The following is a 16870-nucleotide window of genomic DNA, read 5'->3' on the forward strand; positions in this document are numbered from 1 at the left end:
AGATTCTATGTTGCTAAATGAAATTCTTAGCGACTTAGTACCTTAGTTGCTTAGCAACTTTTTTTAAACATTTCCAATTCTAATTACATCGGCAAAAATTCCCGAAGCTGTAACCGCCGCGCCGGCACCGGCTCCTTTAATCAATAAAGGCTGGTCCACATAACGATCGGTATAGAATAAAACAATATTGTCTTTTCCTTCTAAATTGTAGAAAGGATGGTCTTTTGGGATAAATTGTAATCCTACGTTTGCTTTTCCGTTTATAAATTCAGCAACAAATTTCAATCGGCTGTCTTTTGCTTTGGCTTCCGCCAAAATGCCTTCGAAATGGCTGTTGTATTCAATTAACGATTTGAAAAAATCTTCGTTGTTAGTAGTTGCCATACATGCAGCAGGCAGGAACGAATTATTTTCAATATTTTCAATTTCCATTTTGTAACCGCTTTCGCGAATTAAAATCAGAATTTTTCTGGCAACGTCAATTCCGCTTAAGTCAATTTTTGGATCCGGTTCTGTGAATCCCTGAACTCCCGCTTCTTTAACCACATCATGGAACGAATTGTTTTCGTCAAAATTGTTAAAGATAAAGTTCAAACTTCCGGATAAAACTGCTTGAATTTTGTGCACTTTATCACCCGAAGCAATCAGGTTTTTCACGGTATCAATAATTGGCAATCCTGCACCTACATTGGTTTCAAACAAGAATGGCGCATTGTATTGTCTTGATAATTTTTTCAAATTCTTGTAATTGTCATAAGCCGAAGCACAGGCAATTTTGTTACAAGTTACCACACCCACACTTTGTTTTAAGAAACGTTCGTAAATAGCTGCAACATCTGCATTGGCAGTGATGTCAACAAAAATAGAGTTGCGTAAATTTAACGCTGCTACTTTTTCGATAAATAATTCTTTGTTAGCTGTTTCCCCGTTTTCAAGAGCCGCTTGCCATGAATTTAAATCGATAGCATCTTCGTCAAAAAGCATTTTTCTTGAATTCGATAATGCAATTACACGAACATTGATTTTTAGATTTTCTTTTAAGAATTTCTTTTGTTGGTGGATTTGTTCGATGAATTTTTCACCTACATTCCCAACACCCATTACAAATAAATTCAATTGTTTTGTGTTTTCTTCAAAGAAGTTTTCGTGTAAAGTGTTCAGTGCTTTTTTAACGTCTCTTTCGTTAATTACAGCCGAGATGTTTCTTTCGGAAGCACCCTGAGCAATCGCTCTGATGTTTACGTTATTTTTACCTAAAGTACTAAACATTCTTCCGCTTAGACCCTGGTGGTTTTTCATGTTTTCACCAACCAATGCAATGATGCAAAGGTTTTGCTCCACAATGCAAGGATCGATTTTGTTTTGAGCAATTTCGATTTCGAATGCTTTGTTGATGGCATTTTCGGCAACTTCAGCATCAGAATTCAAAATTCCGATACAGATAGAATGCTCAGAAGAAGCCTGAGTGATGAAGATTACATTGATGCCTTCATTTGACAACACTTCGAAAAGTCTTTTAGAAGAACCTGAAACTCCAATCATTCCCGGACCTTCCAGTGTGATTAATGTGATATTATCTATATGGCTGATTCCTCTTACAGGGATACCATTTGAAACAGAAACATTAGAGATATAAGTTCCTTCGGCTTCCGGCTCAAAAGTATTTTTGATATGAATAGGAATGTTTTTTCTTAGTACCGGTTGGATTGTTGGCGGATATAAAACTTTCGCACCAAAATGCGACAACTCCATCGCTTCCTGATAAGAAATAGTAGCAATTGGCTGAGCTTGTTTTACAATCTTAGGATTGGCAGTAAACATACCGTTTACATCAGTCCAAATTTCTAATTCGTCCGCATTTAAGGCTCCTGCCAAAATAGCTGCAGTATAATCAGAACCTCCACGACCTAAAGTAGTGTTGATTTCGTCTAATGAAGAAGCAATAAAGCCCGGCATCACTACAACCTGAGCATCATTATTAGCAAAAAAAGCAGTAGTCAAAGAGTTAGTTACTTCAAAGTTTACAGCTGCTTTTCCGTAATTGTTATTGGTTTTAATCAACTCACGGCTGTCTTTGTAACTGCTGTTTTTAAGGTTTTGTTTTAAGGCTTCGGCAATGATATATGAAGAAAGTAATTCGCCAAAACTTAAAATAGTATCAGATGTTCTCGCAGATAATTCGCCAAGAAGGAAACAACCGTCTAAAATAGTTTCAAGGTGGTTGATGATTCTTTTAATATGGCTTAATAAGCTGCTTTGTTCACTTACAGGAATTAATTCTTTTAAGGCATCTAAGTGTTTTTTCTCAATTTCAGCAACGATTTCTTTGTAACTTTCGTCGTTAGCGGCCGCTTTTGAAGCTGCTAATTGTAGCAAATCCGTTACTTTGCTAAGCGCAGAAACAACTACAATAAGTTTGTCTTTTTTAGCCTTGTTGAGAACAATATCTAAAACCAGTTTTATATTTTTTGCATTGGCTACCGAAGTTCCGCCAAATTTTAATACTCTCATTTTGTTTGTTTTATTTTAAAAATGCACTATTTTTTATACAGCCAACATCTTTTTTTTTAATAAAAAGCATGTATAAATCAGGATTATATGTAAAGAAATATACCCCTAAGGGGTGGTAGTAGTTGTAACAGAAATTGAAACCCAAATTTGAGTTTTTATCGAAGAATGATATGTAGTTCTGTTGTTTTTCATAATAGTTCCCAAAAATACAGTTTTTTATAAAAATCAAAAACCTTTATCGGGTTTTTGTGAATAATTTTAAAAAAAGAGCAAATATATGTTTTTACTGTCTTTAATTATAGTGATTCTTCTTTAAATTTTTTTAAATAGCTTGTTTTTTGTGAAAATAATTAAGGGAAATAATTTAATGTCAAATACAGGCTTTAAAAAGTTTTTCCATTAAAAAAGACTTTTTAGTTGAGTGTGGTTGAAAAATTTTAGAAAAATAAAGATTAAAAAGGAGTAAAGCGGAATAAAATTTTGCACAATGGTGGTATTAATTTTTAAAATGACTTTAACATGAAATAAAAAAAAGTATTTTTGCTGTCTAAAAAATAAAGTAAAAAATGTCAATAAACAGTATTTTCCAATTTTTAGTACCAAAGGATAAAAAATTCTTTCCACTTTTTGAAGAAGCTTCAAGTAATTTGATTGAGTTGGCTTCTAATTTGCACGAAGCAGTAAACCTTCCTTTAAAAGAAAGAGAAGTTCTTTTTCATAAAATTGATGAATTAGAACAAAGAGGAGAGGATATTACACGTCAGACAAATTTAGAATTGAGTAAAAACTTTATTACTCCGTTTGACCGTGAAGATATTCACTCATTGGTAACTTCTATTGATAATGTTGCTGATCGTTTGCACGGTGCTTCGAGTATCATGCGTTTGTATCAGGTAGATAAGATTACTAAATCGATTCGTAAATTGACGGAGATAAATCTTGAAGCTTGTCAGAATATCGAAATTGCGGTAAAAGAATTGAGAGATTTTAAAAACGCACATAAGATTAAAGCAGCTTGTGCTAAAATTTCTAAGTTAGAAAACAAGTCAGACAATGTTTATAACAAAGCTGTTTTTGAAATTTTTGAGAACGAAACAGATGCTAAGAGCATTATTAAATACAAAGAAGTGTTGTCAATTTTAGAATCAGCTACAGACAAGTGCAAAAGTGTAGCTAGTGTTTTAGAATCTATTGCGGTTAAACATTCTTAATTTAATTATTCTTTGAAGTAATAAGGTATGACTTTACTTATCACAATTATAGTTTTAGCACTTATATTTGATTACATTAATGGTTTTCATGATGCGGCTAATGCTATAGCAACGGTTGTTGCTACAAAAGTACTGACTCCATTTCAAGCAGTTGTTTGGGCTGCTTTTTTTAATTTCCTGGCTTATTGGGTTTTTGGTTTGGGAGTGGCTAATACAGTTGCAAAAACTGCTGATGCCAGCCAGATTAATTTAACTGTAATTCTTGCCGGGGTTATTGCGGCCATTGCCTGGAATTTAATTACCTGGTGGCAGGGAATTCCTTCGAGTTCATCACACACTTTAATTGGAGGTTTTGCAGGAGCAGCGATTGCTCATGCGATTGCGATACACGGATTTTCAGATTATACTATTATTGAAGATGGGGTTGAACATACAAAACATTGGTATGATATTGTAAGTTGGTATAAAGCCGGAAAAGATGGTGGAATGCCTTCAGGGGTTGTTATCATTATTGCTTTTATTGTTTTAGCACCTTTATTGGGGGTATTGGCTTCTTATTTTATATCGATTTGGTTATTAAATGCTTCACGCAAAAGTATTGGACCTAAACTATTTACAGTAGCTTTGATGATTGCAACTATCTGGTTTGTTAATGGTGAGTTAGTTTCTTTTGCTGATATCGAAAAACCTCGTTTTGAGTCGCATTTTTGGAGTGTAGTATTTGAATCACATAACATCAAATGGTTTTTGGTAGCCTTTATTATATTATCAATTTCAGCATTTGCTTTAGTATTTAGCAGTTTAAATTTGCACAAATCTGAAGCTGTTTTGAAAAAAATGCAATTATTGTCATCTGCAGCTTTTAGTTTAGGTCACGGAGGAAATGATTCGCAAAAAGTAATGGGTATTATTGCGGCTGCCGTAGCGGTTTATATTAAAACCAGTGGTGTTGATATTATGACGCTACCGGATTGGTTACAGGTGGTTCTTCCGGATGATGATAAAGGAATTAAAGGAGCAATGCCGGAATGGATTCCGTTAGCCTGTTATACTGCTATTGCTGTGGGTACATTAAGTGGTGGTTGGAAAATTGTAAAAACAATGGGTTCTAAGATTACTAAAGTAACTTCGTTTGAAGGCGTAGCAGCTGAAACGGCAGGGGCTTTGACACTTTATTTTACAGAACATTTTAAAGTGCCGGTAAGTACAACGCATACCATTACAGGGTCTATTATTGGAGTTGGTTTGACCAAACGTGTTTCGGCTGTAAGATGGGGGGTTACCGTGAGTTTGTTATGGGCTTGGGTGTTAACTATTCCTGTTTCAGCATTTTTAGCAGCTCTTTGCTATTTTGCATTAAGTCTGTTCCTGTAATTTATTGAGCAAAATTATTTAAGAAGTAATCCAACTTTTAAATAAACAGTAAAATAAAAAAGACCGATAATGATTTTACCATTATCGGTCTTTTTTATTTCTTATTTTTCATTTCTCTGATTGGGCTTATAAAAATAACTGTTTCACTTTTTTAGATCAGACATTTGGTTTTATAAAGAATTAAATCAATGAATAATTTGTTATAAAGAAGTATTTAGAATTCTTTGCTTTACTTCATCAATATAAGATCTTCCAATAACATATCTTAAACCTTCAATTTCTATGCTATTTCCCTCTACTGCATCAATTTTGTTAATAGCTACAGTATAAGAACGATGTATTCTTATAAAATCTCTTTCGGGTAATAAATTGGTGAAATCAGATAGGGTACTGTGGATGATATATCTTCCCGAAGTTGTGTTGATTTTTAAATAATCTTTTAAACTTTCGATAACCAAAATTTCATCTAAGAAAATTTTTTTCATTTTCTTTTTGTCAATTTTTACAAAGATGAAAGGGTTTTCTTTGGAGTTGTCAATAGTTGTTTTGTTTGTAGCATCGAGTCTTTTGTAAACTTTATTGATAGCCTTCATTAACCTTGGAAATTCAATGGGTTTGACTAAATAGTCAAGAACATCTAATTCATAAGTTTGTATAGCAAATTCGTCGTAAGCACTTGTAATTATTAAAAGAGGAGGATTTTCTAAACTTTTAATAAAATTAATACCATCCAGTACAGGCATATTTATGTCAAGGAAGATAACATCAACAGTATTGTTTTTTAAAAAATTCAAACCTTCGATTGAATTGTTAAAGGTTTTTACTAATTCTAATTCTTCAATTTGTTCGATATAATTTTTAATAACATTAATTGCTAATGGTTCGTCATCAATTATCAGACATTTAATTTTCATTGTTGGATATATTATTTTTAGGTCAATTTAATTAAAGTTTGTTTTGAATAGTGTCAAAGGATCTTTAGGTAACTTTAATTTTAAGCTTGACAACAAAATTATTGTTTTTATTTTTAATAGAAAGTTTATAATCACTTTTATTATAGCCTAATTCAAGTCTTTTTTTAACATTTTCAATACCAATTCCACTGGATTTACTTAAATTGTCTACATGATTCGTAACGGCAGGCATTGGGTTTGAAACCGAAAAATAGAGAAAATCTTCTTTGATTTTGAAGTTAACGTCTATTTTAACATTGCCTACATTTTTATTAGCACCATGTTTGAAAGAATTTTCTATGAATGTCAATAAAAGCATAGGAGAAATCTCTTTTTCATGAATATCTCCCGAAATATACATATTTACTTCGAGTCTTTCATCATGTCGAATTCGTTCTAGATCAAGATAGTTTTGAATACAAAGAATTTCGTTTTCCAGCGTTTGTCTTTTGCTTTGTGTTTCATACAACATATAGCGCATTAATTCAGACAATTTTAGGATAATCTTAGGTGTCTTATTTGATTTTTCTACTGATAAGGAGTAGATGTTATTTAGAGTGTTAAAAAAGAAATGCGGAGATATTTGAGATTTTAAAAAAAGTAATTCTGTTTCCAAATTGGCTTTTTCTAAATCGGTAACTCTTTTGTGTTCTTTGATAAAGTCAAGTGTAATTTTAATAGCGGTTACAAAAGTAATTACATATAGTTCGCCTATCATCATATCTATCGTATAATTCAAAGTCAGTATTTCTATACGTTCCGGTCCTTCTGGCCACACATTGTGATTGATTAAATAATAAGTGAGATTAAATTTAACCATCACCATACAAAATATAGAAAGGAGTAAGAGAATTATGTAAAGCGTGTACTTTTTTTTGTAAACAAAATTTGGCATGAGAACCAAAATATTCAAATAACAAAGTGTCATGTGAATAGGGAATCCCAGCAGATTAGATTTTAATGAATAGAGGTAATCATTGAAATAGCTTCCCCATCTAAAAGTATTAAAAATGAAATAAACTGACCAGAACACTACATGGTAATGCAATGGAATTTTATGAAGCTTGTTAGAATTAAAAAACATGTTTTTGATTTTAGGGTTTTCGAGGTGTTTTTTTGGTGTTTAGCCGTGTTTAATTGTTGTCCGTCTAAAATTATTTAAACAGCTGTCAAATTTATATAAATTTAGTGTTAAATATAAGAATATCGTTTATGAAGAAAATAGCTTTACTTGTTTTATCGGCAACTTTGCTTACAAATTGTAAATCAAATAGCGAAAAAAGGACAGCTAAATATGATGATTTAGTTCAATATGTAAATCCTTTTATTGGAACCGGAGGTCATGGTCATACCTATCCCGGGGCAACAGTTCCGTTTGGGATGATTCAGGTAAGTCCTGATAATGGTTATTCAAGTTGGGATTGGTGTTCCGGTTATCATTATTCCGATTCGATTGTTGCGGGTTTTAGTCATTTGCATTTAAGTGGAACAGGTATAGGGGATTTGGCTGATATTCTTTTTATGCCAATCAATAAAAAAATTGAATTAACAACTAAAGCAACTTCCAGAGATTTACTAGCTTATAAATCGACCTACAGTCATAAAAATGAAACTTCAAAACCGGGTTATTATCAGGTTTATTTAAATGATTCTAAGATTAATGTAGAATTAACAGCTTCGCAAAGAACCGCTTTCCATAAATATACTTTTAAAGATAAAGATTTACAATCGGTTATTGTTGATTTAGGTTTTGCTATCAATTGGGATAAGGCTACCAAAACAGAAATTACCATCGAAAATGAAACAACAATAAGTGGTTATCGTTACAGTACAGGATGGGCCAAAAATCAAAAAGTTTTTTTCGTAGCTCAATTTTCAAAACCTATCTCTAAATGGGGATTAGTTGCAGATGAAAAGAATATAGCCGGCATAAGTGCTTCAGGAGAAAAAACAATTGCACAATTATTTTTTGATCATAAAAATTCAAATGAATTGTATTCTAAGGTTGCAATTTCTTCTGTAAGTGTAGCTAATGCTAAAGAAAACTTAGACAAAAGCAATTTTGATTTTAATAAAGTAAAAGCAACAGCTACTAAAACCTGGAATACAGCTTTAAATCCTATCGAAGTAGAAACATCAGTCGATTCTCTTAAAACAATTTTTTATACAGCACTCTATCATTCACAATTAGCTCCGGTGACTTATAGCGATAAGAATGGTCAGTTTCGAAGAGAAGATGATAAAATTATTACGGCTAAAGATTATACCGCTTATTCTACTTTGTCGCTTTGGGATACTTTTAGAGCCGAAAATCCTTTGTTGACTTTAGTAGCTCCTGATAAGGTTTCTGATCTTATCAATTCGATGTTAGCCTATTATGAAACCAAGAAAATTTTACCAGTTTGGACTTTGTATGCTAACGAAACGAATACAATGACAGGGTATCATGCAATTCCTGTAATTGTCAATGCATACAAGAATGGTATTAAAGGTTTTGATGCAGAAAAAGCGTATGATGCCATGAAGAATACGATGATGCAAAATGAACGTGGATTAGATTTGTACAAGAAATATGGATTTATACCATATAATCTTTTGGATGAGTCGGTTACAATTACTTTAGAATATGCTTACGATGATTGGTGTGTGGCACAAATGGCAAAAGCTTTAGGGAAAGAAGAGGATTATAACTATTTCCTAAATCGTTCAAAAGCCTACGAATTTTTATTTGATGCCAAATCCGGATTCATGCGAGGAAAAGCAGCTGATGGAAAATCCTGGAATGAGCCTTTTGATCCTAAACATTCGAACCATAGAGAACATACTGATTATACTGAAGGTAATGCCTGGCAACACAGCTGGTTTGTACCTCATAATGTAGATGCTTTTATTCGTTTACATGGTGGAAACGAAAAGTTCAGCAAACGCTTAGAACAATTATTTACAGAAAGTTCAGAAATAACCGGTAATAATATTTCGGCTGACATTTCAGGATTAATCGGTCAATATGCGCATGGAAATGAACCAAGTCATCATATTGCTTATATGTTCAATCATGCTAAACAACCGTGGAGAACACAATATTGGGTACGCCATATTTTAGATACGCAATACAATACAACTCCTAATGGATTGAGCGGAAATGAAGATTGCGGACAAATGTCGGCTTGGTATATCTTTAGTTCCATGGGATTGTATCCTATGAATCCTGCTTCGGGAGAATATGAAATAGGCAGTCCAATTTTTGAAAAAACAACGCTTAATCTTCCTCAAGGAAAGAAATTTATTATTGAAGCAGCCAATGTTTCAGCAAATAATTTTTACATACAATCAGCAACACTTAACGGAGTACCGTTTAATCAAACAACTATTACACATCAACAGCTATTAGAAGGTGGGACTTTACATTTTGTTATGGGGTCTGAGCCAAATAAAAATTGGGGATTAACAAAATAATTTTAGAACAAATGAATAGCATAGATGTAGCAATAATCGTTTTTTATATCCTATTAACTATAGGAATTGGGATTTGGATTTCAAGAAAAGCCTCTAAAGGTTTGGATGATTATTTTTTAGGAGGAAATTCTATAAAATGGTATTATCTGGGATTGAGTAATGGTTCGGGAATGTTTGATGTTTCCGGTACTGCCTGGATGGTTGGAGTTCTTTTTTTATACGGTATTAAAAGTTTCTTTTTAATGTGGCTTTGGCCTATATGGAATCAGGTTTTTGTGATGATGTTTTTGGCTATTTGGATCAGAAAATCGAATACTATGACAGGATCTGAGTGGATTTTGACTCGATTTGGGAATGATAAAGCCGGAAGAGCGTCACATATTATTGTAGCGGTTTTTGCTATCGTATCTACCATTGGTTTTATAGCTTATTTTTTTGAGGGAATCGGTAAGTTTATGACCATTATTTTACCTTGGGATTTGGCTATTCATTTAGGTGATATTTCTTTATTGACTTCTGAGCAAAGTTATGCCTTATTAGTTATTTTTCTAACAACAATTTATACCATAAAAGGAGGTATGTTTTCGGTTGTAGCGACAGAAGTTTTACAATACGGAATTATGGTTGTTGCTGGTATTCTTGTAGCGGCTTATTCCTTTTTGAATTATACTGATGTCCAAATTAATTCGGTGATTACGGAAGAATGGAAAAATGTGTTTTTTTCAACGGAATTAGGTCCGCACTGGAGTGAAAAATTTCAAACTTTTAATAATTTGATTGATACTGAAGGTTATAAAATGTTTGGAGCTTTGGTGGGAATGTCTTTATTCAAAGGATTTTTTGCCAGTATTGCAGGACCTACACCAAGTTACGATTTACAACGTATTCTTTCCACCAAATCGGTTAAAGAAGCGGCATATATGAGTGGATTTACCAACTTAATTTTATTCATTCCTCGCTACCTTTTAATTGCTGGAATTGTAGTAATTGCATTAGTAACAATGGCTCCTGAAATGAATTTAAATCCAAATTTAAGTGGTGCTGATTTAGAGGTGATTATGCCAAAAGTAATTAATTTTCAAATTCCGGTTGGTATTAAAGGTTTGTTATTAGCGGGATTGTTAGCTGCATTTATGTCTACTTTCTCAGCATTTGTAAATGCGGGTCCGGCCTACATTGTAAATGATTTGTATAAAAAATATTTCAAGCCAAATGAAACAAGTGAACACTATATTAAAATAAGTCAAATTGCTTCTTTTTTAGTAGTAGGTTTAGGTGTTTTTATGGGATTTTTTGCCGAATCAATTAATTCATTGACTTTATGGATTACTAGTGCATTGTTTGGTGGATATGTGGCAGCTAATTTCCTTAAATGGGTTTGGTGGCGTTTCAATGGTTGGGGATATTTCTGGGGAATGTTCGCCGGATTGATTATTGCTTCCTTAGAATTTGTATTGGAACAAAATAAAGGAAGTTTCGCTCAGGGAACTTTATTACATACTTTATCTGAGATGCAGGCTATTTATTTGTTCCCAATTATACTTGCTTTTTCAGCATTAGGATGTGTTTTAGGAACCTATTTCAGCCAGCCAACTGATATGGAAGTTTTGAAATCTTTTTACACTAATGTTAGACCTTGGGGATGGTGGAAACCCGTTTATCAGTTATTGAAAAAAGAAGATCAACAATTTGAAAAAAATAACGATTTTATAATGGATATGTTTAATTGTCTAGTAGGTATTGTTTGGCAATCGAGTATGATAGTTTTACCAGTTTACTTTATTATTCGTGATTATCCAAAAACGATTGTTTCGTTAGTTGTTTTCTTAGTAACCACAGTAATTTTAAAATATACCTGGTTAGATAAGGTTCGAAAAATTCAAGATTAAATTAAAATTGACGATAGAATTTAATCAAATAGCATTAAAAGATTTAATAAAAAAGAATAAACAAAATATATAAAAAATGAGTACAATTCCTTGGCAAGACAGACCTGAAAATAACAATGACATTATGTGGAGATATTCTGAAAATCCCATAATTGAAAGATATGCTATTCCTTCATCAAACAGTGTTTTTAATAGTGCTGTAGTTCCTTTTGGAGATGGTTTTGCGGGCGTTTTCAGATGTGATAATAAGGCTGTGCAGATGAATATTTTTGCCGGATTTAGTAAAGACGGAATCAATTGGGAAATTAATCATGATCCCATTGTAATGCAGTCTGGAAATACTGAAATGATTGAATCTGCCTATAAATACGATCCACGTGTGGTGTTTATTGAAGATCGTTACTGGATTACTTGGTGCAATGGATATAACGGACCTACAATTGGTATTGGTTATACTTTTGATTTTGTAGAATTTTTTCAATGCGAAAATGCCTTTTTGCCTTTTAACAGAAATGGAGTTTTATTTCCTCAAAAAATTAATGGAAAATATGCCATGTTAAGTCGTCCAAGTGATAATGGTCACACTCCTTTTGGCGATATTTGGATTAGTTTTAGTCCGGATATGAAATATTGGGGAGAGCATCGTTTAGTAATGAAGCCAACTCCTTTTGAAGATAGTGCTTGGCAATGTACTAAAATTGGTGCAGGACCAATCCCAATTTTAACGGATGAAGGTTGGTTAATGATTTATCACGGTGTAATTAATACTTGTAATGGATTCCGTTATGCAATGGGAGCTGCTATTTTAGATACAGAACAACCTGATAATGTAAAATACAGAACGCAACCTTATTTATTAGGTCCAGCGGTAAATTATGAGCAAGTTGGTGATGTGCCAAATGTAGTTTTCCCGTGTGCGGCTTTACACGATTTAGAAGAAGATAAACTAGCTGTTTATTACGGAGCGGCTGATACAGTTGTTGCTATGGCATTTGGAAAATTAAGCGAAGTAATTCAGTTTACAAAAGATAATAGCTTGTAAAAAGTATGATTAGTAAAATTAAAAGTATTGTGTTTGTTTTAGGTTTCATTTCCTCTATTGGCTTTGCCCAATCCAAAGGAATTGTACCCAAAAACTATGTAGCTTACAAAACATCAGAGAAAATCCAAATTGACGGTGATGAATTAGAAACATCATGGTCAAAAGCAGAGTGGACAGATGCTTTTATTGATATTGAAGGTGTTGAAAAACCTAAATTCAATACAAAGGTAAAAATGCTTTGGGATGATAAAAATTATTATATCCTGGCAAAAATTCAAGAACCACATGTTTGGGCAAATTTGAAACAACACGATACCATTATATTTTACAATAATGATTTTGAAGTTTTTATTGATCCTGATGGTGATACTTTTAACTATTACGAATTAGAAATCAATGCTTTAAATACGGCTTGGGATTTGTTTTTAACCAAGCCTTATCGTGAAAAAAATGTCGTTCTAAATGATTGGAATAATACAGGATTACAATCGGCGGTAAAAATTCAGGGAACCTTAAATAATCCTGCTGATACTGACGAAGGTTGGACTTTAGAAATTGCAATTCCATGGGCTTCATATCAAAAATCTTTTGGAGAAGACAATGTTCCGAGAGATAAATTCTGGAGGGTGAATTTTTCCAGAGTCAATTGGCAACACGATATTGTAAACGGTAAGTACGAACGCAAAAAAGATGCTTCAGGTAAATATTTACCGGAATACAATTGGGTTTGGTCTCCACAAGGCGTTATAAACATGCACGAACCTGAAAAATGGGGTTATGTATATTTTACTTCTAAAGAAATTGGAAATAAAGTAACTTTTACAATCCCTCAGGATGAAAAAATTAAATGGGAATTGTTCGAATTGTACAGAGCACAGAAACAATTTTTAGCCAAAAATAAAAAATGGGCCGTAGCAATTAATCAATTAACAAAAAGTGTGATTAAAGTTGGTACAAATGTTATAACTCCTAAATTAGAGAACCATAGTTTTGGTTGGAATATATCAGTAAAAAGTCCTTTTTCAAGTAAAACTTTTATCATCAAAGAAGATGGTCAGTTTATTGAAAAATGATACCATTAATGAAAATTAAAGCATAATAAAAGAATGAAATTAAGTCTTTACATAGTGATTATCAGTTGTTTTTTTGCTTGTTCTACTTTAGAAACTAAAAAGAAGAGCAAAGCAGAGGATACTAAAATTATTGGGTACGTGGCAGGTTATGAGGATTTTGATCCAGCCAAGGTTGATGCAACTAAATTAACTCATGTTAATTATGCTTTTGCAAATATTGTAAATGGCAACGTTCAATTTGAATTAGCTACTGATGATGCTAAAATCAAAGCATTGATGGGACTTAAAAAGCAGAATCCTTCTTTGAAAGTTTTATTTTCAATCGGTGGATGGGTTTGGTCTGATCAGTTTTCTAATGTTGCTGCATATCAAAATTCGAGAGAACAATTTGCAAAAAGTGCGGTACTATTGATGAAAAAATACGGATTTGACGGAATTGATATTGATTGGGAATTTCCAGGACAAAGAGCAGAGGATAATGTGTTCAGACCTTCAGATAAAGAGAATTTTACGTTGTTACTTGCCGAATTACGTAAACAGTTAGAAATACAAACCACTTCAGATAAAGTTCATTATTTATTAAGTATTGCTTCGGGAGCTGACCAAAATTATTTAGATCATACCGATTTAAAAGCGGCTCAAAAATATTTGGATTACATTAATATCATGGGATATGATTTTTATAATGGGTGGATGTATCAAACCGGACATCATGCTAATTTAAATGCTTCAAAATTTGAAAAATTTGGTGGAGATAATTTAACTAAAACAGTTGATGCCTATTTGAAGACAGGAATAACTGCCGATAAAATAGTTGTTGGGATTCCTTTTTACGGAAGAAAATGGGCTAAAGTAAATCCTGAAAATAATGGTTTGTATCAATCGGCGCAAACAGGTGCTGAGATTATTGCCTATTGGAAAATTAAAGAAGAAATAGCTACCGGGAAATACAAACAGCTTTATGATGAATCAGCCAAGGCTTCTTATTTGTGGAATGAAAAAGAAGGCATTTTCATTTCTTATGAAACACCAAATGAGATTGAATTGAAAGCAAATTTTATTAAAACTAAAGGTTTAGGTGGAGCTATGTTCTGGGAATATAGTCTGGATAATAAGCAAGAATTGTTAAATACGCTTTTTGAAAGCATGAAAAAATAGTTTTAATACTATTAAACAGAAAATCAATTATGAAATATATTCAACTATTATTTTTAGGATTAATTACCACGGCTTGTTCGAATAAAATAATCCAAAATTCAGAAGTGAAGCAAAAAGCAAAGGATTTTGAATTTGGAGTTTGGATTTCAGCCGATGCTAAACGTAGTGACGAATCTTATAGTGTTGAATTTAAAAAATACCACGAAGCGGGTATTGATGAGGTTTTAATCAACACGGGTACAAGTCCTGAGTTGTTAAAAAGATTAGTTCCATTGGCTAAGAAAGAAGGATTACGAGTTCATGCCTGGATTATGACTATGAACCGCCCAGGAGATAAAGTTGCTTTGCAACATCCGGATTGGTATATGGTGAGCCGAAGCGGGAAATCCTGTTTTGATGATCGTCCGTATGTAGATTATTATCAGTGGTTGTCTCCAAGTCATCCCGAAGCTCGCCAACATATTTATGATTTATTAGAAGGACTGGCTAAAGTAAAAGGAGTAGAAAGTGTCCACTTGGATTATATACGTTATCCTGATGTGTTTTTACCAATTGGTTTGTTACCAAAATACAATTTGGTTCAAAATACTGAATTACCTGATTATGATTTTGATTATTCAGATGCCAGTGTCAATGCTTTTATGAAGGAATTTGGTAGAGATCCAAGAAAAATGGAACATCCTGAAATTAATATGGAATGGAAGCAATTTCGCTTAAACCAAATAAGAAATGTAGTAAATCATGCTTATGAAATTGCCCATAAATATGGAAAAACTCTAACAGCTGCTGTATTTCCTTATCCGGAAATGGCTGATCATATGGTGCGTCAGCGTTGGGATAAATGGGATATTGATGAGGTTTATCCAATGATTTATCATAATTTTTATAATGAAGGAATTAATTGGGTAGGTTTTGCTACTAAACAAGGAGTGACTGATTTAAAAGGAAGAATCACAAAAGTTAATACAGGAATTTATATTCCTGGAATTGAAAATGAAGCCGATTTAAGAAAAGCTATTTTGACAGCTAAAGAAAACGGCGCTAAAGGTGTAGCATTTTTTGATGGAAATGCCATATCTGATGCTTATTTGAAAGTAATCAAAACTACTAAAAAAAGTCTAAAATAAATTGCAAACTAAATCTAATTACTAACTCAAACTAAGACTATGTCAAACAGAAGAAATTTTATTAAAAAAACTACTTTAGGAACCATAGGCTTAGGTACTTTTATAGGAGTCAATGGAATGACTACGCAAGAGACTCCTTTAAAAAGTGCTTCAAAAAAAGTAAAAAAACCTGTTGTTATTTCTACTTGGAATCATGGTTTGCCAGCTAATGAGGAAACTTGGAAGCAAATTAAAACGGGAAAAAAAGCTTTAGATGCACTTGAAGCTGGCTTGAGAATTCCAGAGGCTGATCCTAAAGTACGAAGCGTTGGTTATGGAGGATATCCGGATCGTGAAGGAAAAGTAACTTTGGATGCCTGTATTATGGATCATAACAGTAATTGTGGTTCGGTATCTTTTTTAGAGGGTATTATGCATCCTATTTCGGTAGCTAAAAGAGTTTTAGAAAACACACCACATGTAATGTTGTCTGGATCTGGAGCGTTACAGTTTGCACTTTCTGAAGGATTTAAAGAGGAAAATTTATTAACTCCTGAAGCCGAGAAAGATTGGAAAAAATGGTTAGAAGAATCTAAATACAAACCTGTTATCAATTTTGAAAATCATGATACTATCAGTATGTTGATGGTAGATGAGGATGGTAATCTCGCCGGAGGTTGTACGACCAGCGGAGCAGCCTGGAAAATGTATGGACGTGTCGGTGACTCCCCAATCATCGGTGCGGGACTTTTCCTGGATAATGAAGTAGGAGCCGCAGCTGCAACCGGTTTAGGAGAAGCAGTAATTAGAACAGCCGGAAGCGCTATGGTGGTCGAATTAATGCGTCAGGGTAAATCTCCTTATGAAGCTTGTAAAGAAATCACGGAACGTATTTATGAAAAACATAAAAACCACCGTGATATGGAGTATTTACAGGTAGGTTTCATTGCTTTAAATAATAAGGGAGAACATGGAGCTTACAGTTTGCGTTCCGGTTTCAATTACGCGATTTGTGATGACGAAAAAGGAAATCGAATGGAAGACGCAAAGTTTAAAATGACTTGGGATAAGTAATTTTACAGTTTTTATAATCAATA

Annotated in this window: 12 protein-coding genes; 9 read left to right on the forward strand and 3 right to left on the reverse strand. The window is 33.1% G+C overall.

All coding sequences use genetic code 11. From position 1 onward, the window contains the following. Positions 1 to 63: 63 nt before the first annotated feature. Positions 64 to 2511, reverse strand: a complete 2448-nt coding sequence (thrA, locus tag BLR17_RS14640) for a bifunctional aspartate kinase/homoserine dehydrogenase I (RefSeq protein ID WP_066329102.1) — start codon at positions 2509 to 2511, stop codon at positions 64 to 66. Between the two features lie 566 nt (positions 2512 to 3077). Here thrA and BLR17_RS14645 point away from each other — a divergent pair. Both BLR17_RS14645 and BLR17_RS14650 read left to right on the forward strand, forming a co-directional pair. Continuing rightward, entirely contained in the window at positions 3078 to 3722 is a 645-nt protein-coding gene (locus BLR17_RS14645; RefSeq protein WP_066329103.1) for a DUF47 domain-containing protein, read from the forward strand. Between the two features lie 27 nt (positions 3723 to 3749). Then, positions 3750 to 5096 carry an inorganic phosphate transporter gene (locus tag BLR17_RS14650; protein ID WP_066329105.1) on the forward strand — a complete coding sequence of 449 codons (1347 nt, stop codon included), beginning with the start codon at positions 3750 to 3752 and terminating at the stop codon, positions 5094 to 5096. Positions 5097 to 5296: 200 nt separating this feature from the next. On the opposite strand, the gene BLR17_RS14655 is transcribed toward BLR17_RS14650, so the two are convergent. Both BLR17_RS14655 and BLR17_RS14660 read right to left on the reverse strand, forming a co-directional pair. Further along, on the reverse strand, positions 5297 to 6010 hold the full coding sequence (locus BLR17_RS14655) for a LytR/AlgR family response regulator transcription factor (RefSeq protein ID WP_066329106.1): 714 nt from the start codon (positions 6008 to 6010) through the stop codon (positions 5297 to 5299). A 64-nt stretch (positions 6011 to 6074) separates the two neighbouring features. Next, positions 6075 to 7133: a sensor histidine kinase gene (locus BLR17_RS14660; protein WP_066329108.1), complete on the reverse strand. Its 1059-nt coding sequence runs from the start codon at positions 7131 to 7133 to the stop codon at positions 6075 to 6077. Positions 7134 to 7261: 128 nt separating this feature from the next. Between BLR17_RS14660 and BLR17_RS14665 the strand changes: the two genes are divergently transcribed. The 7 genes from BLR17_RS14665 to BLR17_RS14695 all read left to right on the forward strand — a co-directional run bounded on the left by BLR17_RS14665 (position 7262) and on the right by BLR17_RS14695 (position 16847). Further along, positions 7262 to 9505 (forward strand): GH92 family glycosyl hydrolase, encoded by a 2244-nt coding sequence (locus BLR17_RS14665; protein ID WP_066329109.1) that lies wholly within the window; start codon positions 7262 to 7264, stop codon positions 9503 to 9505. Between the two features lie 11 nt (positions 9506 to 9516). After that, positions 9517 to 11394, forward strand: coding sequence for a sodium:solute symporter family protein (locus BLR17_RS14670; protein WP_066329180.1), 1878 nt, complete (start codon positions 9517 to 9519; stop codon positions 11392 to 11394). A gap of 76 nt (positions 11395 to 11470) precedes the next feature. Next, positions 11471 to 12436 (forward strand): glycoside hydrolase family 130 protein, encoded by a 966-nt coding sequence (locus BLR17_RS14675; RefSeq protein WP_066329110.1) that lies wholly within the window; start codon positions 11471 to 11473, stop codon positions 12434 to 12436. 5 nt (positions 12437 to 12441) lie between these two features. After that, positions 12442 to 13509 (forward strand): sugar-binding protein, encoded by a 1068-nt coding sequence (locus tag BLR17_RS14680; protein WP_066329111.1) that lies wholly within the window; start codon positions 12442 to 12444, stop codon positions 13507 to 13509. Positions 13510 to 13542: 33 nt separating this feature from the next. Continuing rightward, a complete protein-coding gene (locus BLR17_RS14685) occupies positions 13543 to 14667 on the forward strand; it encodes a glycoside hydrolase family 18 protein (RefSeq protein WP_066329112.1) in 1125 nt (374 codons plus the stop codon). A gap of 29 nt (positions 14668 to 14696) precedes the next feature. Continuing rightward, positions 14697 to 15794, forward strand: coding sequence for a family 10 glycosylhydrolase (locus tag BLR17_RS14690; RefSeq protein WP_066329113.1), 1098 nt, complete (start codon positions 14697 to 14699; stop codon positions 15792 to 15794). Positions 15795 to 15833: 39 nt separating this feature from the next. After that, positions 15834 to 16847: an isoaspartyl peptidase/L-asparaginase family protein gene (locus BLR17_RS14695; RefSeq protein ID WP_083189511.1), complete on the forward strand. Its 1014-nt coding sequence runs from the start codon at positions 15834 to 15836 to the stop codon at positions 16845 to 16847. The last annotated feature ends 23 nt before the right edge of the window (positions 16848 to 16870 follow it).

This window comes from Flavobacterium glycines (assembly GCF_900100165.1).
GTDB lineage: Bacteria > Bacteroidota > Bacteroidia > Flavobacteriales > Flavobacteriaceae > Flavobacterium > Flavobacterium glycines.